The sequence below is a fragment of the Brachyspira pilosicoli P43/6/78 genome (assembly GCF_000325665.1).
Classification (GTDB): domain Bacteria; phylum Spirochaetota; class Brachyspiria; order Brachyspirales; family Brachyspiraceae; genus Brachyspira; species Brachyspira pilosicoli.
This window is the reverse complement of record NC_019908.1, coordinates 1,506,924-1,530,802: the sequence shown is the minus strand read 5'-3', so window position 1 is coordinate 1,530,802 and position 23,879 is coordinate 1,506,924. Positions and strand designations below refer to the sequence as shown.

The window sequence follows — 23,879 nt, the reverse complement described above, 5'->3', positions numbered from 1 at the left end:
AAAATTTCTCCTTTGGTTTTTATAATATTGATGATGAAAGCCTATATTTAGCAACTGTTCTTCTTGATATATCAATACCTTCGCTTTTTAATATCAGCCTTATTTTTTCATCAGTCAATTTAGCGGGGGAGTCTTTTATTATTCTTTTTATTATTTCTTTCACAGCCCTTGATGATACACCACCTTTAAGCTCTTTTGAAAAGAAATATTTTATAGAAAAAGTACCCCAAACTGTATTTAAGTATTTACCATTTGATATTCTGCTTATTGTGGACTCACTTAAAGAGACTTCCAATGATAAATCTTGTAATTTTAAGGGCTTTACAAACTCTTTTCCATTTTCAAAGAAAGGAAGTTGAAATTTTAATAATCCTTCGCCTACTTTTAATAGTGTTTTTTTTCTTTCACCAACGGCATTTATTAAACTTTCAGCCATTTTCTTTTTTTCTTTCAAAAAGTTTATATCTTCTCTACTACTATTTTTCCCCTCATTTATTAGTTTACTATATTTTTTGCTAATTTTCAAGGGTTTTATAAAGCTTTCATTAGTTTTTACAACCCACTCATTGTTTTCTTTGAATATAAAAATTTCAGGAACTATATATTTTATAGGTGTAGTGTTATATTCTCTTGCAGGGTAGGGCTCTAATGTTTGTATTATCTTTAGAGCTTCAAGTACTTTATCTTTAGTAATATTAATTTCATTTGCTATATAATCATAATTTTTACTTCCAAGCTCTTTTAAGAAGTTTTCTACTATTTTTATAGCTATTTCTTTTATACTCTCTTCTATATCATCTCTCGATTTAAGCTGTATAGATAAACATTCTCCAATATCCTTCGCACAAACTCCTAATGGGTCAAAGGTTTTTAATATATTAATTATTCTCTGTACATCTTTTATATTTGCATTCAAAGTTTCTGATATTGTTTCGTATGGTGTTTTTATATATCCCTCTTTATCTATAAAACTGCATATATGTTCTGCTAATTCTATATCTTTTTTATTGTCAAATGCTATATTTATTTGTGTTTTAAGGTGTTCAAATAGGCTTTCTCCCTCGCTTTGAAGTGTGTTCTCTATTATATTATCAATATCTTTATTACTAGTATTTTTAAAATCATATTCCAAGAAAGGGTTTTCTTCCATTTCTTTTTCTATCTTTTCTTTTAATTCTATTGCTGGCATTGATATTGTATCTAGCCATAATTTTGTTTGAGCATTTAATCTTAATTCATGTCTTAATTGAGTTTTGATGTTTGTAGATAAATTGATAGATGAACTCATGAAAAAAGTATATAATAGTAAATTTTTTTGTCAATAAAATGTATATTAAAAAGTGTTAGCTATTGATTTTATTTGTTTTATATAATATCATACTAAATTATTATATATAGAAACATAATGTTTTTATTGGAGTATTATTTATGAAAGAGAGAGAAAAACTTGGCAGCAGATTAGGGTTTATACTTGTTTCGGCTGGCTGTGCTGTAGGTATGGGTAATGTTTGGAGATTTCCTTATATTACAGGTCAGTACGGCGGAGGTGCATTTGTTGTACTTTATATTATATCTATAGTGGCATTTTGTACTATACCTATGATTATGGAGTTTGCTGTAGGGAGAGCCGGCGGCCATGATATATCTAACTCTTTTCTAAAATTAGAGAAAAAAGGTCAGCATTGGCACAAAATAGGCTATGTTCAGATTATTGGTAATGTACTTCTTATGTTGTTTTATACTACTATATGCGGTTGGTGTTTAGCTTATTTTTATTTTACTTTAACTGGCAAGTTTACTTCATTAGATGCTAATCAGATTGGAACTTTTTTTAATGGCGTACTTGGAAGCCCTTCTACTTTAATTTTGTGGATGGGAGTTAGTGTATTAATAGGTATTCTAATTTGTTCTTTTGGGCTTCAAAACGGAGTTGAGAGAGCAAGTAAGTTTATGATGATATCTTTATTTGCTTTGCTTATAGTGTTAATAATAAGAGCTGTAACTTTAGACGGTGCTGTTGAGGGATTAAAATTCTATTTAATTCCTGATTTCAATAAATTATTCGGCGGCGGATTTTCTGGTTTTATTGGTATATTTTATGCTGCTATTGGACAGGCTTTCTTCTCTCTTAGTGTTGGTCAGGGAGGAATGGCTATATTTGGAAGCTATATAGATAAAAAACAAAGATTAACAGGGGAAGCTCTTATAGTTGTAGCATTAGATACATTAGTAGCTTTGCTTGCTGGTCTTTTAATATTTCCTGCTAGTTTTGCTTTTAATGTTAATCCTGGTCAGGGAGCTGGATTAACTTTTGTTACTTTGCCTAATATATTTAACTCTATGCCTTTGGGAAGATTATGGGGCTCTTTATTCTTCTTATTCCTTGCTATGGCTGCTCTTACTACTATCATTGCTGTATTTGAAAATATATATTCTTTTGCTATGGATAAGTTTGGATTATCAAGAAAGAAAGTTTCTGTAATATTATTTTTCGTAGTGTTCTTTGGAAGCTTGCCTACTGCTTTAGGTTTTAATGTTTTATCACATATTAATCCTTTGGGCGAGGGTACTGTAATACTTGATTTATTAGACTTTATAGTAAGTAATAATATACTTCCTCTTGGTGCTTTGGTTACTTTATTCTTCTGTACTAGAAAGTTTGGCTGGGGATTTGATAATTTTCTTAAAGAGGTTAATACTGGTGAAGGAATTAAATTCCCTGCATATTTAAGACTTTATAGCAGTTACATTATACCGCTTATAATACTTGCTATATTTGTTTATGAATACTTAAATAAATTTGTATTGAAATAAATATTTTTTAATATTATTGAGATTTATAAAAGATAGTGCTTATAGTAGTGCTATCTTTTTTTATTAATTTTTAAGTTTATTAAATTTTTCTTGTTCTTTTTCCCGCAGCTCGCTGTGCGGACTTCGTCAAAAGAACCAAAAAGTGCGAGGTTTTAGTTTTATATCTTTGTAATATACAATCTAAAATAATATTTATATTTTGTTATACATAAAAAGCTAGACTTTATTAAATGCAGCCTTTTTGCTTCTTTGTGGCACGCCGCAAGGGCACTTCCTTCGGTCGCCCTGAAGGACTCCCTACAGTCGCAAAAGAAGTGGGTTGCTACCATACGGGCACGCTTCGCAGGGGGCAAAGCCCCTGCAAATAATAAAACAAAAACTTATAATTTTTTAGATATATACTAAAAATCTTTTATTCGTATAATCCTAACGATAAATAATAAAGTATTGAACTAACAAACTTTTGACTAATTTCAAATGGATTTATTTTTTTGCCTAATCTCTCATTCTTTTCAAGCTCATAAAACTCTATAGAGCCTAAAACTATCTCTTCTCCATAGGCAAATGCATTAATTTTGCATACTATTTTTAATACATCATCAAATATCATATATGAAGCATTATCATTAAAATAAGTATCTCTTATATCAAGCTCTCTGCATAGTTGATTTATATATGAAGTGTCAATTTTTATTCCTTCAAACATTATAATAGAATCATATTTTACATTTTCTTCTTTTAATGTTATAAGCTCATTTATAAATTGATTAATTGGCTGTTCTATATCATAAAGTTCTAATTGTTCTTTCCACTTATAAAATTTTTCTATATCATCATCAATTATATTGTATATTCCAATATAGCAGCTGTCTGGAAGTTCATATAGTTCATCATCTGCTGTTATAAATGAACCGTCTTCCATATATCTAAATGAATCAATTAAAACATCATTTTCATCATAAACACCCCAAACAAAAGAGAGTGTAAAATAATGCATTATTGGATTATTTATAAATACTTCAAAAAAAGTTTTATAATCCCATTTTCTTCCATTTATTAAGGCTCTTGTTAATTTTATTTTCTCATGATTGATTATTTCTTTTAATGTTTTTTGAATATGTAAAAAATCTTCCTTTATATTTTCTAAATCTTTATCTCCGTCTGCATCTGGTAGTTCTTTAATTATTGAAGAGTTTTGAATATCAAATATTTCTAAATATGAATCGCTTAATAATTGTAATTGAAAGCTTCTATTACCATAGTTTATTATTTTTTTGCCTTCTATACTAAAGCCAAAGTTAGGGAATAATCTTTCAAAGATATTATCTATATTTGTATTTAATATTTCTGATGCATAAACGAGAATGTCTTTTATATTATTTTTTATTTCTTTGTTATTGCTGTTTAGAGCGAATTTGTTAATCATTTTTAATGCTGAAGTTTTACCGTTTATGGCTATTGATTGCATTGTATATAGTATTAATGGTGTTTTAAAACTATTATTCCAGTTTATTAATAATTGATGAAGTTTTTCTATATGACTTTCATCAGCATATATTGCATAAGGAGTTATTATTTTTATATTATCTTCTATTAGGTTATTATTTATAAAATATTCTACTGTATTTTCAACTGCTTCTATAAAAGATTTTATGTCTATAAACTCTAATATTTTCTCTGCATCTTTTATTTTTATAGGTTTCTCTATTTTTAAGAATTCATTTAATATATATTTTAATACTTTAATATTTATATTAGTGTTTTCTCTAGAGGCTATATTATAATAATTATTATCCAAAAAATCTAATAACTCATTGTCTGTATAATAATAATCAACATAATTATAAATCTCTTCAATGCTATTAAAACAAAAATCTTCTTTATTGTAATTCCATTTTTTTAATATCTCTTTAAACTCTTTGCAATTATCTAAATTATCTTCTATGTATTTTCTGTTTAATTCTTCGTTTTCAGCAATAATGTTTAGAGCATATTTTTTTAGCTCTTCATTATCAGTATTTAAAATATTATAAACAATACTATAATCATCAAAATTATTTTTACTATAAACTAATTCCAAAAAATCAATTAATGCATAACTTTTATTTGATACAGTATTTAAAAAGTCTATATCTTCAAATGCTTCTTTAATATTATAAGCATAGTTATTCAATAATTCTGTAATGTATTGAGATTTAAATATGTATATAGGGTAGCTATTAAAATAGGATATTAGTAAATCTTTTATGTTTATATTATATTGTTTTATTGTATCGTCTATATTTTTGTTAAATAAGTTTATATTGTTTTTTATAATTATAGGAATCATTAAATTGTATGGAAAAGATTCTAATACAGCATTTACAATTTTTTTAGAATTATCATCAGTTTCATAAAACCAATTAAAAACATTCAATAAAAATATTATACGCTCATTAAACTTAATAGTGAAATCATCTTTATATATTTTTAGAGCATGAATTAAATCATATATACTATTAAATTTTATATGCTTAATATTAAAAAAGTTTTCTAATTCTTTTTCTAAAGATTCCAAAAAATAATTTATATTATCAATACTTCTGTTTGTTATTAAATTAAATATTGACATTAATTCTATTGCATATTTATTATTATCTGAAAGTTTTAATACTTCATATATTTTATTAAAAGTCTCTTCATCATATTCTTTTATTTCTATAAGCTCTGAATATATATTATTATAGTTTAAGTGTATATTATTACTTAAATATTTAATTAAAAAAATTATATAATTATCTGCATTTAAATCTTTTAAATAGTTTATATAATCATCATAATTATTAAAATCAAAAAAGTATTTATTTTCTATTGGAAGCCTTGCTATATAAATAAAATCTGCTATAAGATTTTTATTATCTTTTTCTAATTGTTTTAATAACTCTAAAAATTTGTTTTCTATTTTTTTGTTTTTATCTACTATAATGCTGACAGCAAGCATAGAGTCTAGTGTATTTATATTATCTAAATATTCTAAAATTCTTTCTATATATTTTTCATTATTATTAAAATAGTATCCAACAACTAAAGCCATTAATGGTATTATTATATTGTCATTATATTCTTTATAAGATTCTTCGAATGTTAGTTTATATACATTTTCAATATAATTGTTTATATAGTTTGGAAAATATTTGTATGCATTATCAAAGTAGGTGAAGATACAGAATTTTCTTTTTAGTATTTCTTCTTCTGAAATATTCTCTTTATTATAATTTAGTATTTTTTTATTATTTATTGTTTTTAATATAGCATCTTTTATTTTTAGTCCTGCTATAATATTAATAATAAAAGCTTCAAATACATAAATATTGTCTATATCATATAAAGAAATAATTTTAAATACTCTAATCACATAATCATTATCATCATCTTTTTGAAAATATTTTTCTACTATTTTAGAATATACAGATTTGTCATTTGATATATTATTTTTATTTATTTTAAAGTTTATAATATCTGTTTGTTTTAATACATATTGTTTAATATCTTCTTGATTTTCTTCAAATATATAATCAATATAATATTCTATCTTTTTCATAATATTAAAAAGCTTATTATTAGTCTATTATAACTGTAACCTTACAATTTCTAATAGCCTCTTTTAATTTTTTGGCACTTAATATAATACTAGCATCTTCATTTCCTATCACCAAATCACTAGCGAATTTTCCTCTAGTACTCCAAGCTACTATATTATATGGTTTTTTGCCTGTAATATTTGTAGATATTTGATTAGTTAAAAATGAGTTTGTAGAATATTTTATATATCCATTAGTAGAAGCAATTTTCTTGTCTATATAAGCAATATCATAAATAGCATCGCCATTTTCATTATATATTGTAGGAAATAAGGAAGGTTTAAAACCTATTCCTCTAGCATCAATTACAAGTCCGTCATAATCAGTACCAGCATCAATATATGTTACTATTGGTGTAGGTTTGTAAGTATTCATATTTTGTATAAAGTTTGACATTAACTGATTAGTGATAATATCTAAAGCCATTAATACTTTAACGCTTGTTCTGCTAGGATAGGACACCCCTAAAAGTCTTGCATCATTAACAAAGTCCATAACATCTTCTCTTAATTTAGCATTTTCTTCTATAATGTTATAAACTGTATAATCACCATTAACTATAATATTACCTAAAGTCTGATAAAGAGTTCTAAAAGTTTCTTCTTCTGCCTGTTCTTGAAGTATTAATAATGCCTCTGGGTGTAAAACTTTATCTGTGAGAATATCAGCAGTAGCATCAGCATATATTGTATATGTTGTATAATCTACTCTTCCTACTCCGGTATTTATTAATATATTATTATCTCCAACATTGGAAGTAGATTGTGCAAATAGAAGTATGTTTATACTTATAAATAATAAGATAACTTTGATATTCATTATACTCTCCAATATACTGCAAATATTTTCGGTTTATATAAAAAATACTTAAAGACATTTTTATTATTCATCATTATACAATTTTTGTAAATAGTTAGACACATTTATTTTATTATTATATTTTAACACTTCATGAGCTTTTAATCCAATTGAGTTTCTGCTTTTATAATCTATATCATTGTAAATTAAATATCTAGCCATTTCTATTTTTGTAACATAAAATATAGCATTCTGTCCCCAGTCATCTTTTTCATTAATATCCACTTTTACTTTTTCTACTAAATATTTCACTAAGTTTAAATTCTCACTTTCAACAGCATACATCAATATGTTTTTACCTAAAATATCCCTTTGGCTAATATTACTTTTCTCTTTTATAAGTAATTGTACAGACATAATATTTCCTTTTTCTGCAGCAGTGAGAAGGGCTGTTTTTCCTTTATTGTCTATAGCATTTACATCTGCATTATTTTCTATAAGAAGATTTAATATATATGGATAATCTGCTGATAGTATTAAAGCATTTTCACCATTTGAGTTTGTAATATTTATTTCTGCTTTTTTATCTATTATATAGTCAACTAAATCGTAATAGCCTATTGCTGAAGCTTCCATTAAAATAGTGTTGCCGTTTGTGTTTGTGGCATTAATATCTCCGCCTTTGTCAATATAGTTTTGAAGATTAATTATTGTATCTTTTATTTTATATGAAGGGTTTATATAGTCGAATATAGTTGGTTTTGTGGGGGTGTTTGTTTTTTTGTTTTCTATATGCTCTTCTTTATCATTTGTATAATATTCTTTATATTCATTTGTGTCAAAATCGTCTGGTAATAGATAATCAAATTCTTGAGCGTATAAACAAGCACTTAAACAAAATAGTAATATTATTCTTTTCAAATCCGTTTCCTAATAAAAAAGTTTATATCAAAACAAGTATATTTTGTCATATAAGTTTATTTTATTCAACTTTTTCCTGTAGCTACGCGGTGCTGACTTCGTCAAAGTTTTACCCTTCGAATACGTTTCGCAAAGAACTAAAATTTTAAGCTAAAGCATTTGCACTTTTTGGTTCTTTTTGCGGCGGGAAAAAGAACAAAGAAACTTAAAAATTTTCACTATACATAAAATATAATTATTTTAGTTTTTCTAATTCCCTCATCATAAACTCCAAATCTTCTATTACTTTTATTTCTTCTTTTTGATTTCTCAATATATATGCAGGGTGATATGTTGCAATTACAGGTATGTTATTATAATAATGAATATTGTTTCTCACTTTTCCAAAAGGAGTTTTTAAATCAAAATCTACAAGGTTAGAAAAACCATGTCTTCCCAATGCACATATAATTTTTGGATTTAATATTTCAAGTTGCTTTGTAAAGAACTCTCTGCAATTATCTTTTTCTTCTAAAAGCGGGTCTCTATTTTCAGGCGGACGGCATTTTAAAGCATTCATAATATAGTAGTTAGAAATGTTTAGCTTCTCAATCCACTTATCTAATAATTTACCAGCTCTCCCTACAAAAGGAAAACCTAATTTATCTTCATCAGCACCAGGAGCTTCTCCTACAAATACTATATCAGGTTTTTCATCTCCTCTTCCAAATACCACATTTTTACGAGTGCTGCATAAAGCTTCGCATTTCATACATTTAGTTATAGTTTGATATAGTTTCTTTAACTCTTCATTTTTTATTTCTGTATTTTTTATTTCCATCTGTACTCCGTTAGTTTTTTTGAGATGCTTGTTTTTTATTATTATCTTTTTATTTTTATCACAGTGAATAGTATCGAAAAATTTTATTTTGTTTGTATTTAAGAGATATTGTTCTATTTTTGTCATATTTATATTACTATAAATTATAATAATGGGCTTTTTGTAAAACCCATCATTATAATTTTTTATTATTTTTTTGTAATTTCCATACTCCAATTAGGTCCGCTATATACTTTATATCTTTCAGAGAAATTACCCATATTAATAGCTAGAGAAAAATTAAGTTCAGAATTAAAATAAGCCATATTTTCGTTTTCAGGTACATCTCCAAAAGTATTTACAAGCTTAACGTCTCCAGTCCATACAAGCTCATTATAATTATATATTTTTACATTGAGAGTGTCTCCCGTATTAATTCCATTATCAATCATTAATTTACGAGGAAGTGATGACCATACATTACCATATTGAATATCAAGCACAGGTATATTAGCATAAAAAACTCCATTCTCATATTTAGCTTTTTGATATTCAATTTTTGTTATATTAGTTCCTAAAGATTGACCAACCTCTTCAAAAGTAATTTGCTTAGAGGCAAGTTTAGCCCCAGTATAAACATAAACATCTCTTCCATGGAAAGTGTATGATTCTTGTGAGTTTGTAAGTCTATTTTTTACTTCATCAATTTCTCTTACTTCTTCTACTCCTAAAGACTCTGCAACAAAAGTTAAAGTACCATTATCTGGAGTAACAAAGTAATAATTATTTTTAGTCTTCATAACAACCGATTTTCTATCAGTACCAACACCAGGGTCTACCACACTAACAAACACAGTACCTTCAGGCCAATACCTAGCAGTTTGGTCAAGTCTTAAAGCAGCCTCCCATATATTGTATGCAGGTATTTCATGTGTAAGGTCATAAACTTTTAAATCTTTATCTACACTAAGAGCAACCCCATACATGCTTGCTACAGCATTATCCTTTCTTCCAAAATCTGTTTGAATTGCAAGAGGGGATTTATTATTTACATTGTTTTGATTAGTACAAGAGATTACAAAAAATATTACTAATATTGATATAATAATCTTTTTCATTTTTCTACCTTAAATAAAATAATTTTAAATGTTGTTTAAAAATAAAATGTTTTAATTATATTGAATTATTTATTAAATATATTTATTTTACTAATGATTTATTATCAAATTACTAACAAAAAATTAAGGGTATAAGAAAAAACTTACACCCTTAAAAAAATCTTGTTTATTTAGCTTTAGCATTAAGAGCATCTTTTTGTCTTTTGATTCTTCTTAAAGCTCTTTTGCGTTTCACTACTTTTCTATGTTGTTTTCCCACAGTATATATCTCCTTTAATTTTTATTATATTTTACCATTTGAACCTAATACATTCATTATTTTATGAATATAAAGTTTTTTCATTTCATCACGAGCAGGTCCTAAATATTTACGAGGGTCAAATTCTTTAGGGTTATCATGGAATACTTTTCTAATAGCAGCAGTCATAGCAAGTCTTGAATCGCTGTCGATATTGATTTTACAAACTGCACTCTTAGAAGCTTCTCTTAATTGCTCTTCTGGAATACCTATAGCATCATCAAGTTTACCGCCATTTTCATTAATCATTTTAACATATTCTTGAGGTACGCTTGAAGAACCATGAAGTACAATAGGAAATCCTGGAATCTTTTTCTCAATTTCTTTAAGAATATCTAATCTTATTTGAGGGTTTTGACCAGGCTTGAATTTATAAGCACCGTGACTAGTACCAATAGATATAGCAAGTGAATCAACACCTGTTTTTTTAACGAAATCTTCTACTTCTTCAGGTCTAGTATAAGTATGACTTTCAGCTACAACATCATCTTCTACACCAGCAAGTACACCCAATTCTCCTTCAACAGTAACATCATATTTATGAGCATACTCTACAACGCTTCTAGTAAGTTCAACATTTGTATTGTAATCATGATGGCTTCCGTCTATCATAACAGAAGAGAAACCATATTCAATACAGCTTTTACAAAGTTCTAAGCTATCACCATGGTCAAGGTGTAATACTATAGGTACATTAACACCTAATTCTTTAGCATATTCCACAGCTCCTTGAGCCATATATCTTAATAATGTTTGATTAGCATATTTTCTAGCACCAGAAGATACTTGAATAATAACAGGGCTTTTAGTTTCTACACAAGCCTGTACTATAGCCTGAAGTTGTTCCATATTATTAAAGTTAAATGCTGGAATAGCATAACCGCCGCTAATAGCTTTTTTAAAAAGGTCTCTACTATTAACAAGACCTAAGTCGGCAAATTTAACCATATTTCACTCCAATTTTATAAAATATATTTTAATGATATAACAAAAATAATAATTTTTCAAGTAAATATATGCTTTTTATATTTTGGTATAGAGTTTTATATACAGCCCCGCCCTTCATGTTTTTTTGAATATTTTTAAGAAGTTTTATTTTTTTTTATATTTATTGCCTAATTAGAAATGTTAGCCCCCGCCCAAGCTTTGATTTGATTTAATGCCAACTTACCGCACGGTGTGTAAATTTATAAATATAAGATTAAAGTTAAATTTTAAAATTATTTATATATTTTGCTTGCTCTACCGTGCGGTGAGTAGATTACAAATTTTTAAAAAACTAGGGTGGGAAACAAAAATTAGAGTGTAACTAAAAAAATAAATATAATTTAAGATTTTAGTAAAAAACAAAAAGCCTATTGGGTGGGGAGTTAGAATAAAATTTATTTATGAAATTATATTATAAACAATAAAGTATATTACTACTTGAAGTTACATAAAAGTAAATTTTTTGATATATTATTAATTTTTTTTGACAATTTTTATATTATTTATTATACTAATAAAAGTACAAAATAATAAAAATAACTTATATTATTTTAAGGAGTAATATACTATGGATTTAAATGCTTTTAATTCAATAGAATCAAAAGAAGTATTCAAATGGTTCAATGAAATAAATAAAATACCAAGAGAATCAGGACATGAAAAAGAGATTAGTGATTTTTTGGTAAAGTTTGCTAAAGATAGAAATTTGGAAGTATATCAAGATAGTGCTATGAATGTAATTATAAAGAAGAAAGGTACAAGCGGATACGAAAACAAGCCTGCCGTAATAATACAAGGTCATGTTGATATGGTATGCGAAAAAACAAAAGACTCTAAGCATGATTTTAGAAAAGACCCTATAGAAATGATAGTAGAGGGCGATATATTAAGAGCTAATAATACAACACTTGGAGGCGATGACGGTATTGCTATAGCTATGGGTATGGCATTGCTTGATTCTAAAGACTTGCCTCACCCTCCTATAGAATTACTAGCTACTACTGCAGAAGAAACTGGTATGGACGGAGCTATTGCTATTACTGGTGAGCATATAGACGGTAAAACTATGATTAATATAGATGGAGAAGAAGAGGGAATATTTTTGGTAAGCTGTGCTGGCGGAATGAACACTTTAACAGATTTTGATATTAAAAGAGAAAAAGCAGATGGAAAGGCTTTAAAGATAGAAGTATCAGGACTTAAAGGCGGACACTCTGGAATAGAAATTATTAAACAAAGAGCTAATGCTATAAAATTGCTTGGCAGATTATTATATGCTGTAAGAGATGATGTTGTTATATCACATATAGAAGGCGGTGCTAAACATAATGCTATAGCAAAACATGCAGAGGCTTTAGTAGTTTCTAAAGATATTAGTAAAGTAAAAAAGACTTTAGAAGAAGTTGCTAAAAACATAAAAAATGAATATAGAGTAGAAGACCCTGATATGGTTATAAATGTTTCAGAGGCTTCAGATGTTAAAGAAAGCTTTACTAAAGAATTGAGCAATAATGTTATTAACTTTATGATGCTTGTTCCAGATGGTGTTGCTTATATGAGTAAAGATATAGAAGGTTTAGTTCAGACTAGCTGTAACAATGGCGTATTAAAAGAAGAAGATGGAAAATTAAGATTTACTATATCAGTAAGAAGTTCTGTAGAAAGCTCATCTAAAGAGATAGGTTTAAAGATAGAATCTGCTGCTCATATGACAAAAGCTTCTTTCCAAATGTCTAATGGTTATCCTGCTTGGGAATATGATGCTAATTCAAAAGTTAAAGATATAGCATTGAATGTTTATAAGAAAGTTACAGGAAAAGATGCAAAAATAGAGGCTATACATGCAGGATTAGAATGCGGAATACTTAAAAAGCCTTTGCCAGATGTTGATATGATAAGTATAGGTCCAGATATTAAAGATGTACATACACCTGCTGAGCATTTGAGTATATCTTCTGTTGATAGAATGTGGAGATTCTTGAAAGAGCTTGTTATAAGTATTGCTTAAACAAAAATACTTAAATAAAAAATATTAAATAATAATAAAAAATAGGGAGAGAAATAGGAATGTCTATTAAAGAAGAGGCTAGAAAGCTATCAAAAAATGCTTATGGCGGAATAAAGGGTGAAGATTATGTTCCTTTTATACCTGCTACTACTGTGATGCCGGAGATGACTGGTTATTCTATAATACTTGGTGTTATATTGGCTATAGTTTTTGCGGCTGCTAATACTTATTTAGGATTGAAAGTAGGTCTTACAATATCTGCTGGTATACCTGGTGCTATACTTGCTACTGGTGTGTTTAAAGCTTTATTTAAAAGAAATAACATATTAGAAGCTAACTTTGCAGCATCACTTACTGCAGTTGGTGAATCTATTGCGGGCGGTATAATATTTATTTTGCCTGCTTTAATATTGTTTGGTATGGGGCTTTCAATATTTACCGTAATAATTGTTACTATTATCGGCGGATTTATGGGTTGTTTTTTCATTACTCCTGTAAGAAAATATTTGATAGTAGAAGAGCATGGTTCTTTAGTTTATCCTGAAGCTATGGCTCAGGCTGAAGTGTTGGTAATAGGCTCTGAGGGCGGTAAAGGTTTTAAGTATATGATTACTGGTATTATTGCTGGTGTTGGATACAAACTTTTATCTGGCGGATTTGGTTTTTGGAAAGAGAGTGCTACTTACATAATTAAGCCTTATGAAAAAACTATGCTTGGAGTTGATACTTTAGCTTCACTTCTTGGTGTTGGTTTTATTATTGGACTTGAAACTTCATCATTAATGTTTGCAGGCGGTATAGTTGCTTGGCTTGGTCTTATACCTATCATTAAATATTTTGGAAGTTTAATTAATACTCCTATATTCCCTTCTACTACTTTGATATCAGAAATGTCTGCTCAGGAAGTTTGGGGCAGTTATATAAGATATATTGGTGCTGGTGCTGTTGCTATGGGAGGTTTTATCTCTTTAGCTAAATCTCTTCCTACAATTATAGATTCTTTCAAAAAGTCTATAGCTGGTATGGGTGAGAAGGGTGCTAGTGATAATCATGACAGAATCAATCAAGATGCTCCTATAATATGGCTTATTACTGCTGCTATATTTGGCTTTTTAGCTACTTGGCTTGTTCCTATAATTGGAGGCGGAATATTAGGCGGTATATTGGCTGTAGTATTCTGTTTCTTCTTTGCTGTTGTATCTGCAAGAATGGTTGGAGTTATTGGTGCTAGTAATAACCCTGTTTCTGGTATGACTATTGCTACTCTTTTAATTGTTGCTACTGCTTTCAAATTAACAGGCAATATTGGTGAAGAGGGTATTAGAATGTCTCTTGTTGTTTGCGGTGTTGTATGTGTATCTACTGCTACTGCAGGAGGTGTTGCTCAGTCTTTGAAATCTACTTTTATAATTGGCGGTTCTCCTAAAAATATACAAATTGGTATGTTTATAGCTCTTTGTGTGGCTTCTGTTGGTGCTGCTGCTACTGTTATACTTATGCAGACTGCTTATGGTATTGGTAGTGAGGCTGTTCCTGCTCCTCAGGCTACTTTGATGAAACTTATAGTTGAAGGTATTATGACTGCTCAGTTACCTTGGACTTTGGTTATAATTGGAGCTTCTATTGCAGTATTTTGTGCTTTAGCTAAACTTCCTATTCTTCCTGTAGCTTTAGGTTTATATTTGCCTATCACTTTAACTACTACTATATTTATTGGCGGTATAGTAAGAAAATTAGTTGAAATGAAGTTTAAAGACAAAGAAGAAGAAAAAACTGAGGCTGTTGAAAAAGGTATATTGCTTGCTTCTGGTTTAGTTGCAGGTGATGCTATTACTGGTATATTTATAGGTGTTATGGCTGCTTTGAATGTTGCTATTAATTTTGGTTCAAAAATTGTTCCTCAAAGCAATGCTATTACATTTATAATATTTATACTATTTGCTGCTTGGATTTATAAGTATTCTGTAAGCAAGGATAAAAAATAATATTTAAAAATAAATAGTATGGGCTTGGCAATCACATGAGCTAAGCCCATTATTTTATAAAAAATTATTTATATAATTTATAGGATTTTTTAATAAATGAAAGATAATAGATTCTCATTAGATAATTTCTTAAAAGAAGAAGATAAGCATAATTTTGTATTGTATGTTCCAGAGATTATACATACTAATTGGAAAATAAATGATAATGGAAAAGTACTTTTAATATTTGATGTTAATAACCCAATTACAAAAATAGCAGCTTGGCTTTTAAAAAAGAAACCAAATAAAGATATAGAATTCGATGAACTATGCACTTCCGCTTGGCTTAATATAGACGGAGAGAAATGCATATTTGAAATAGCTAAAATACAAAAACAAAACTCTAATGATAATTTTAAAAACTCTCTTATAAGATTAATTAAGTTTATGCATTATATACAAGGCAGAAGATGGATAAGATATAAAAAAGTAAAAGCAAAAGAAGATGTTGATATATCTAAATAGTGTTATTTTTATGATGCATAATAATATTTTTTAATAATTTATAAATAAAATATAATATCAATATACTAATAACTATTATATGAGATACTGCACTTATATAATTTGACAGTGTAAAATATTTTGGCTCTTCCCATTTAACTTCTTTAAAACTTAAGAAATTATTTAACTTATCAATATCATTTGTATTAAAGCCGCTAAATTGTGGAAAATTATTGTTAAAGAATATTAAGCTTCTTGGGTCTGTAAAGTTATATTTATTATTAACTATCTTGTATGGAGAGCCTTCTTCTTTAGCTTTAAAAGTTTCTAAGCCATATCCATATATTGATTCGTAGGGTAATCTTGATGTATTTAATTCATAAGCAGTATTATTTGTAAAATCTATCATGTTATATATTTCTAATTTGTTATTTATATATGTTACTTTATATTTATCATGATTGCTTTTTATAGAGTAAAATACTTTATCATCAAAATCTATATTTGTTTCAACATAATTTGTATTAATAGTTTGTATGCTAATAAATCTATGATAGTATAAGATTGTAGTTGATAGAATTATAAATATAGAAAGTATAATTTTTTTATTATTATTCCAAATATTTATTTTAGTAAATATCATTGAAAATATCATTAGTATAGGTATTATCAGAGTGCTTGCTATTCTTAGATGCAAGTTTACAGATCTTAGTTTTGTAAATGCAGAACGTATTAATCCATTTGCAAAAAATATGTCAAAGTATATATAAAGAAACATTAGTATAAATATAATATTAAATTTATATTTTTTTATAAACTCTATTTTTTCTTTTTTTGATGATTTTAATATAAAATATAAACTTATAAAAATTAATAATACTATCATCATTGTAGGCAAAGCTATATCATGCTCCCATCTTAATCCTAAATTATCTTTAATATATGATGCTGCAGATAATATAGGGTATAGTAATAAATTGCCAACAGTTCTAAATATTAGTGCTGGATTATTATCATGAAGACCAGAATTGCCTCTTTCTATTAGTCTTCCAAAATATACAGATTGTGTGAACTTTGAAAGTGATAATATTATTCCTAATAAACATGATAAAATAATAGATAAGCATTGAATAATAAACTTTTTATTTGGTTTAAATAATATAGCGGCAATACCTAATAAAGTAAAACAAGTATAGAAAAATATTGTCTGCATAGCTCCGCCGAATATCATTGCAGAAAATGTTAATGCATTTATTAATATTTTTATAACATAATTTAGTCTATCAGTAAATGAAAGATAAACTATTAATGCAGTTAAAGGGTGATATAAAAAAGTCCAGTGACCTATCATTATATGATGTATATAATATCCTGTAAAAGAAAATAATACAGCAGACATTAAAGATGTTTTAAAATCTACTTTTAATACATCTTTATTAAAATAATAAAAAGAAATAAATCCTATTATTGAAAATAAAAATACGCATAGTAAATAAGCTTTCCAAAAAGGCATTATATATCTTAAAAAGTAAAATATTGAAAATTGGTCATATTGAGGATTGGGATACGATATTAAACCGGCACCAAACAAAGGCGAAGCAAACTCTATGTTAAATATTCCATTATTTTTAGCATAGGTTAATAAAGAATATCCTCTTGGAAGTATCATGCTTATATCTTCTCCAACAAGAGGGTAGCTATAATTTATAATAAAAATATTGCTTAAAGCTACTAATATAGAAGATGTTATTAAAATTATTTTTTGATGTGTTATATTATTTAATTTGTTGGGAGGGTTTATATTATTTGATATTATTATGAGATAAAACGATATTAATAAAAATATTCCTGTGTAATTTATATTTACTTTTATTATAGCATTTATTATTATTAATATTATTAAAGAAAGATATAAAAAAACCGCTCTCTTTTTTAATGATTTTACATTAATGTTTATTATAATTAATAAAAGCAAATAAGATAGCATTAAAGATATAATATAAACCTCATTTTTTAATGATACTATATATTCTGCTTGATATTCTTTATTTTCATCTAGTTTCTCTGATGATATAATTTCTAGACTTGTATAACCTTTATTTGTTGATGATATTTCTTTTATATAGCTTGGCAGATTTTTTTCATTTAAAAATATAAAAAATAAATCGCTGTATCTAAATATTTTATTTGAGGTATACATATTTAATTTGTATTTATAAGTATTATTATTATTTTGTTCTAATAATTTGAACTTTAATGTTGCAGTTCTTGGTATATTTCCTAATATTGAAAATGATATTATTAGAGTGGGTATTAATATAAATATAATTATTGGTATTATTTTTTTCATTTTTATTCCTAAATATTTAGGTGTTATTATATATTTAATTAAAATAAAATGTTATCTATTTTTTTAAAATAATTTATAATACTAAAAAATAAATTAGGGCTTATATGTATGAATAAAGTTAATATTAATATAAACAACGATTTAAAAATAAACTATGATATTTTAGTTAAGAAAGGATTAATAAATGATACAGGTAAATTAGTAAAAGAAGTTCTTAGAGGAAAGAGGGCTTTAATAGTTACTGATGACATAGTTGATAAGTTTTATACTGAAACAGTGAAAAAAAATTTAGAGAAAGAAAATGTTATCACATCTGTATGCGTACTTGAAAATGGAGAAACTAACAAAAACATAGAAAGCATTTATAATATATATTCAGCTCTTGCAAAAAATGAGTTAAGCAGAAAAGATATAATAATAGCATTAGGCGGCGGTGTTATAGGGGATATGGCTGGGTATGCTGCTGCTACTTGGATGAGGGGTATTGATTTTGTACAGATACCTACAACACTTCTTGCTTGCGTTGATTCTTCTGTTGGCGGAAAGACAGGAATTAATATTAAAGAAGGTAAAAATCTAGTGGGTGCTTTTCATAGCCCTAGACTTGTTATAATGGATAGTGATGTTTTAAATACGCTTCCAAAGAGAGAGTTTAATGCGGGTATGGCTGAAGTTATTAAGCATGCATTTTTATTTGATAAAAAACTTTTAGAATATTTAGAAAATAATAATAACTTTGATATGGATTTTATTCTTAAGAGAAATTGTGAATTGAAGGGTCATATAGTAGAGATTGATTATAAAGAGAAAAAAGAGAGAATGTTTTTAAACTTTGGTCATACTATTGGGCATAGTGTGGAAAATGCTGCTGGGTATGGTGTATTGCTTCATGGTGAGGCTGTTGCAATAGGTGTGATTTTTGCTATAGAGTATGGAATAAAAAAGAATATTACTAAAGATAAAAGTTTACTTGAGAGAGCTAAAAATATATTTGCTAAATTCTCTCTTCCTACCGAAATACCAAGCAATATAAACTTAAAAGATGCAATTAAACTTGATAAAAAAAGAAGCAATGATGAAATTAATTTTGTGTTTTTAGAAGATATAGAAAAGCCTTTAATAAATAAAGTAAGCATTAATGATATAGTAAATCTTTTATAAGATACTAAAATATATTAAAAAAATAAGAGGCATTAAATTACTTTAATACCTCTTTTTTATTTATTTTACTTTATTTCTTTTACGCCTTAGCTAATTCTTCTCCTAATTTAATACATTCGTTAATAGCATTATCATCTGGAGTGAGATTTGCAATAAGTCCTTCTTTAACTAAAGAACCTCCCGCACTATTTACGTCTTCCTGCCATATTCTCATCCATTCGCCATCGCCCCAATCATAAGAGCCGAATAAAGCTACCTTTTTATTAGAAAGCTTATCTCTTATTGAATCATAAAAAGGCTGAAACTCAGATTCTTCCAAAACCTCAGCTCCCATAGCAGGACAGCCTAATGCTAATTTTGAATAATTATCTATATTTGCAGAATCAAAACTAGATACAGAACAAATATCAGCTTCTGCACCTGCATTTTCAATACCCTTTTTTACATTCTGTGCCATAAGCTCAGTATTGCCTGTAGCACTCCAATATATTACAGCTATTTTGTTACTCATTTTTATCCTCCATAAATTTTTATTAAATATAAGCATATTCTTTATAATCATCCATTATCTCCAATATGCCCTTACCATTTAAAAATGTGCTTGTATAAAAATCTCTGCACCTATTGTAGCTTTCAAAAGTTTTTATAGCTTCTTTTTTGTTATGATATACTTTCCAATATCCAGTGTATAAACTGTTTTTTCCATAATTATTTATAAAGCCGTATATGTCCATAAGAGGATATCCTAAAAATATTCCTATCTCATGAGGAAACTCTTTGTTATACTGCATTCTCTTTTTTAATAGTTCTATACACTTATATAGGTTTTTATCTTTATACCCATAATCCTCTAAAAAATCAAAAATCTCATCATTAAAAATATATTCCTCAAGTCTTTTTTTATTATAAACATAAACTATTACTTTATTATCATAATCTTTTATAATAGATACATTTATATTGCGGCTATTTAATATTTTGTTGTATGATGCTATTTTTTTATAAACATCTTTTTTAGAGAGGTATTGATATGTAAATATGTTAGCTATTTTTATACCAGAAAGTGTTGGTGCACAGTGGTTAATAATTAAATTATCAAAGTTATGCTCATTCATATGTTAGAGTATTCTAACATATATTTTAAAATTGTCAATAGTTTTGTTAGTGTATTCTAACTTTTTATTTAAAATTTATATAATAAATTTTATTTTTTTATAGTAAACCTACATCTTGGATAATTAGAGCAGCCGTAAAATTCTCCGTATTTTCCTTTTCTTAAAATGAGTTTTCCATTACACCTAGGACATATATCATTATTTATTTTATAGTTTGTATTTTTTATATTTGATATATGCTCTTCTTTAGATATAATTTGATTATTTGAAATTAATTTATTATAAATATAATTCATATCATCATCAGTATAATTTGAGCCATCATTAAATTGATATAAATAATTTTTTAAGTCGCACAAATTAATAACATTTCTTATATTGATATTATCAGCATTATTTTGAGTAAATACTATTACAGAATTAATATTATATTTGTTTCCTAATATTTTTTTAAATGATATATATGAGTATTATTTTGTTTTATTGGGTTATAAAAATAATTTCTTTCACCTTTTCTTAAACATTGTGTCCATTTTCTTTGATATTCACTTCCAAATATAAGTCCGCTATAGTTTTTAGTTTCTATACAAAATATTCCATTTTCTCTTATTTCAATATGGTCTATTTGATGACTTTGACCATTATTATCTACTATTGTTAAATTGTTTATTTGTCTATGTTTTACTTTTCCAAATAAATAAGGATTGAGAGTAGAATCAACTTGAATCTCCCCAACTTTACCTTTAATTGAATCTAAATCAAAAAAAGCATTAAAAATATTTTTTGCAATATATTTAAATAGTCCCATAATTATAAATATGTATTTTTATAGGTTGAACTAATATTAATTTATACTTAAATTTTATTTTGTCAAATATTATATTTTGTAAAAATGATATAAAATATTTGAATTTTCTATTTAACTTTTTCCGTAACAAAAAGTACAATTTATATATTGGAATATGTCTTAGTATAAAATAATACCAACATTTTAAGTATAAACAATGCAGCCTTTTTGCTTCTTTGCGGCTGCAAAAGAAGTAGGGGTTCGGGGACTAGTCCCCGAGAACAACAAAAACTTAAAATAATTATTATTAAAAAATTTGAATTTTTTTATTTTTCTTTTATAATATATTAAACTTTATTTTAGACTTTATATATTCACTTCAATACTTTTTATATATTTAATCTTTAATCCGTATAAAGAATTTTTTTAATTTATAAAAACCTATAAAGGAGAGTTTATTATGGCAGAAAAACAAATACTTAATTTTGAAGCCGAAACAAAACAGATATTAAATTTAATGGTGCATTCTATATACACTCATAAAGAAATATTTTTAAGAGAGCTTATATCAAATGCAAGCGATGCTCTAGATAAAGCTAGATTTGAATCTATAACTAAAAGCGATAAATATACTGATATAGATAATTTAAGAATAAAAATAGAAATAGATGAACAAAATAGAACATTGAGTATTATAGATAACGGAATAGGTATGACAAGAGAAGATGTTATCAATAATATAGGCTCTATTGCAAGAAGCGGTACCAAAGCATTTTTGGAGAAAATACAAAAAGATAAAGAAGCATCAAAAGAAAGCGGAATAGATTTAATAGGACAATTTGGTGTTGGTTTTTATTCTGCATTTATGGTTGCTGATAATATTATAATAGAGACTAAAAATGTTGATAGTGAAAAGGGTGTTCGTTGGGAGAGTAATGGAGACGGTTCTTATTCTATAGAAGATATTGATAAGCAAGACAGAGGAACAAAAATCATACTTAAGTTAAAACCAAAAGATAAAAAACTAGAAGAAGACGGATTTGTTGATGATGATTATTGCAACAGATACACTTTAGAAGGACTCATTCATAAATATTCAAACTATGTTCATTATCCTATTATTATGGATATGCCTATACCAAAAAAAGATGAAAAAGAAATTCAGCAATATGAAGAAAAAACTATTAACTCAATGGTGAGTATATGGCAAAAATCAAAAAGCGATGTTAAGCCAGAAGAGTATAATGAGTTTTATAAAGAGCATTTCCATGATTATGCAGACCCATTTGAAGTAATACATACAAAGGCAGAAGGTACTATAGAATATACTGCACTTTTATTTATACCTTCAAAAGCACCTTTCAATTTCCTACACCCAGATTTTGAGAGAGGTTTAGAACTCTATTCAAGAAACGTATTTATAATGGGTAAATGTAAAGACTTGCTTCCTGAATATTTAAAATTTGTAAGAGGTTTGGTTGATTCTCCTGACTTCTCTTTAAATATTTCAAGAGAGATTTTACAGCATAGCACTCAATTAAAAAGAATAGCATCAAATGTTGAAAAAAAGGTTTTGGAAACTTTAGAAAATATATTAAAAAATGACAGAAAAAGATATCAAGAGTTTTTCAAAGAGTTTGGTGAGTCTATAAAAATAGGAATATATTCAGACTTTAGTAAAAAAGATAAGTTATCTAATTTATTGTTATTCCAGTCATCAGAGACAAAAGACGAAGAATATACAACATTAGCAGAATATAAATCAAGAATGAAAGAAGGTCAAGAGTTTATATATTATGCAGCTGCTAAAGATAAAGCTACAATAGAAAAACTTCCTCATATGGAGGGCATGAAAGATAAAGGTTATGAAGTGCTTTATTTTACTGACAGAGTTGATGAGTTTATGGTTAATATGATGAGAGAGTTTGACGGCACTAAACTTCATTCTATACTTCAAGCTGACAACAATACAGAAAATAAAGATGAAAACAAAGATTCTTCTAATAAAGATGTACTTAATGCTATAAAAGAAGTATTAGGTGCTGATAAGGTTGCTGAGGTGAGAGAGACTAACAGACTTAAAGAGAGTGTTGTATGTTTATCAAATAAAGAAGATTCTATAAGCTTTAATATGGCTAAAGTTCTTGCTGAAAGCGGCAATCCTATGTTTGCTATGAAGCCAGAGAGAGTATTAGAAATTAATATTTCTCATGATGTATTTAAAGCAATAGAGAAAGAATATCAGGCTAATAAAACTTCTGATTTGTTTAAGGAGTATAGCGAACTTCTTTATGATGAGGCTTGTATATTAGAAGGACTTCCTCTTGAAGACCCTAAATTATTTGCAAGCAGAATGAGTAAGTTAATGTTAAAGTTATAATAGTTGATTATGATTTTATTAAAGATAGAAATTGGGAGAATAATTTTTAAAGGTTATATTTTTTCAATTTTTATCTTTTAAGAATTTTATTGTAAATTTTTTGAAGCATATGTTTAACATATTTCATAAAAATAGTTATAATAATTATTTTCTATCGACTTTTTCCCGTAGCAAAAAGTACAAATATTATAGCTATTATCTTAAGAATATATGTAGTTATAATACCGATATTTTAGCTAAAAAATGCAGTATTTT

General features: G+C 26.8%; 18 protein-coding genes. 6 read left to right on the top strand and 12 right to left on the bottom strand.

The features are described 5' to 3' along the window. Positions 1-19 precede the first annotated feature (19 nt). Positions 20-1,288 (bottom strand): RNA polymerase factor sigma-54, encoded by a 1,269-nt coding sequence (rpoN, locus tag BPP43_RS06755; protein WP_015274534.1) that lies wholly within the window; start codon positions 1,286-1,288, stop codon positions 20-22. Positions 1,289-1,428: 140 nt separating this feature from the next. Here rpoN and BPP43_RS06750 point away from each other — a divergent pair, with 140 nt between their 5' ends. Then, positions 1,429-2,814, top strand: a complete 1,386-nt coding sequence (locus tag BPP43_RS06750) for a sodium-dependent transporter (RefSeq protein WP_013244535.1) — start codon at positions 1,429-1,431, stop codon at positions 2,812-2,814. Between the two features lie 412 nt (positions 2,815-3,226). On the opposite strand, the gene BPP43_RS06745 is transcribed toward BPP43_RS06750, so the two are convergent. The 6 genes from BPP43_RS06745 to BPP43_RS06720 all read right to left on the bottom strand — a co-directional run bounded on the left by BPP43_RS06745 (position 3,227) and on the right by BPP43_RS06720 (position 11,316). Then, positions 3,227-6,394 carry a DUF4132 domain-containing protein gene (locus BPP43_RS06745; protein WP_015274533.1) on the bottom strand — a complete coding sequence of 1,056 codons (3,168 nt, stop codon included), beginning with the start codon at positions 6,392-6,394 and terminating at the stop codon, positions 3,227-3,229. 19 nt (positions 6,395-6,413) lie between these two features. Further along, a complete protein-coding gene (locus tag BPP43_RS06740; RefSeq protein WP_013244537.1) occupies positions 6,414-7,253 on the bottom strand; it encodes a TP0624 family protein in 840 nt (279 codons plus the stop codon). A gap of 63 nt (positions 7,254-7,316) precedes the next feature. Further along, positions 7,317-8,153, bottom strand: a complete 837-nt coding sequence (locus BPP43_RS06735; protein WP_015274532.1) for an ankyrin repeat domain-containing protein — start codon at positions 8,151-8,153, stop codon at positions 7,317-7,319. Between the two features lie 235 nt (positions 8,154-8,388). Beyond that, a complete protein-coding gene (locus BPP43_RS06730) occupies positions 8,389-9,189 on the bottom strand; it encodes a uracil-DNA glycosylase (protein WP_015274531.1) in 801 nt (266 codons plus the stop codon). Beyond that, positions 9,162-10,070, bottom strand: coding sequence for an SAM hydrolase/SAM-dependent halogenase family protein (locus BPP43_RS06725; RefSeq protein ID WP_014932388.1), 909 nt, complete (start codon positions 10,068-10,070; stop codon positions 9,162-9,164). Before BPP43_RS06725 ends, BPP43_RS06730 begins: the two co-directional genes overlap by 28 nt. 283 nt (positions 10,071-10,353) lie before the next feature. Beyond that, positions 10,354-11,316 carry a class II fructose-bisphosphate aldolase gene (locus BPP43_RS06720; protein WP_013244541.1) on the bottom strand — a complete coding sequence of 321 codons (963 nt, stop codon included), beginning with the start codon at positions 11,314-11,316 and terminating at the stop codon, positions 10,354-10,356. A 607-nt stretch (positions 11,317-11,923) separates the two neighbouring features. Here BPP43_RS06720 and BPP43_RS06715 point away from each other — a divergent pair. From BPP43_RS06715 to BPP43_RS06705, 3 genes are all read left to right on the top strand, one after another. Then, positions 11,924-13,363: an aminoacyl-histidine dipeptidase gene (locus tag BPP43_RS06715; protein WP_013244542.1), complete on the top strand. Its 1,440-nt coding sequence runs from the start codon at positions 11,924-11,926 to the stop codon at positions 13,361-13,363. Between the two features lie 59 nt (positions 13,364-13,422). After that, positions 13,423-15,348, top strand: a complete 1,926-nt coding sequence (locus BPP43_RS06710) for an OPT family oligopeptide transporter (protein ID WP_013244543.1) — start codon at positions 13,423-13,425, stop codon at positions 15,346-15,348. A 96-nt stretch (positions 15,349-15,444) separates the two neighbouring features. Beyond that, positions 15,445-15,852, top strand: coding sequence for a hypothetical protein (locus tag BPP43_RS06705; RefSeq protein WP_015274529.1), 408 nt, complete (start codon positions 15,445-15,447; stop codon positions 15,850-15,852). Here the strand turns inward: BPP43_RS06705 and BPP43_RS06700 are convergent. Then, positions 15,845-18,181, bottom strand: coding sequence for a hypothetical protein (locus tag BPP43_RS06700; protein ID WP_015274528.1), 2,337 nt, complete (start codon positions 18,179-18,181; stop codon positions 15,845-15,847). The two genes, BPP43_RS06705 and BPP43_RS06700, sit on opposite strands and share 8 nt — an antisense overlap. A gap of 108 nt (positions 18,182-18,289) precedes the next feature. Between BPP43_RS06700 and aroB the strand changes: the two genes are divergently transcribed. Next, positions 18,290-19,342: a 3-dehydroquinate synthase gene (aroB, locus tag BPP43_RS06695; RefSeq protein ID WP_015274527.1), complete on the top strand. Its 1,053-nt coding sequence runs from the start codon at positions 18,290-18,292 to the stop codon at positions 19,340-19,342. A gap of 79 nt (positions 19,343-19,421) precedes the next feature. Here the strand turns inward: aroB and BPP43_RS06690 are convergent, their stop codons facing one another. The 4 genes from BPP43_RS06690 to BPP43_RS11485 all read right to left on the bottom strand — a co-directional run bounded on the left by BPP43_RS06690 (position 19,422) and on the right by BPP43_RS11485 (position 21,265). Further along, entirely contained in the window at positions 19,422-19,853 is a 432-nt protein-coding gene (locus BPP43_RS06690; protein ID WP_041752875.1) for a flavodoxin, read from the bottom strand. A 22-nt stretch (positions 19,854-19,875) separates the two neighbouring features. After that, positions 19,876-20,457: a DUF3793 family protein gene (locus BPP43_RS06685; RefSeq protein ID WP_015274525.1), complete on the bottom strand. Its 582-nt coding sequence runs from the start codon at positions 20,455-20,457 to the stop codon at positions 19,876-19,878. An 89-nt stretch (positions 20,458-20,546) separates the two neighbouring features. Continuing rightward, positions 20,547-20,816 carry a topoisomerase DNA-binding C4 zinc finger domain-containing protein gene (locus tag BPP43_RS11490; RefSeq protein WP_051013558.1) on the bottom strand — a complete coding sequence of 90 codons (270 nt, stop codon included), beginning with the start codon at positions 20,814-20,816 and terminating at the stop codon, positions 20,547-20,549. A gap of 80 nt (positions 20,817-20,896) precedes the next feature. Next, positions 20,897-21,265, bottom strand: a complete 369-nt coding sequence (locus tag BPP43_RS11485) for a nuclease-related domain-containing protein (protein WP_051013557.1) — start codon at positions 21,263-21,265, stop codon at positions 20,897-20,899. A gap of 439 nt (positions 21,266-21,704) precedes the next feature. On the opposite strand from BPP43_RS11485, the gene htpG reads away from it, so the two are divergent. After that, entirely contained in the window at positions 21,705-23,624 is a 1,920-nt protein-coding gene (htpG, locus tag BPP43_RS06675; protein WP_015274524.1) for a molecular chaperone HtpG, read from the top strand. Positions 23,625-23,879: the final 255 nt, after the last annotated feature.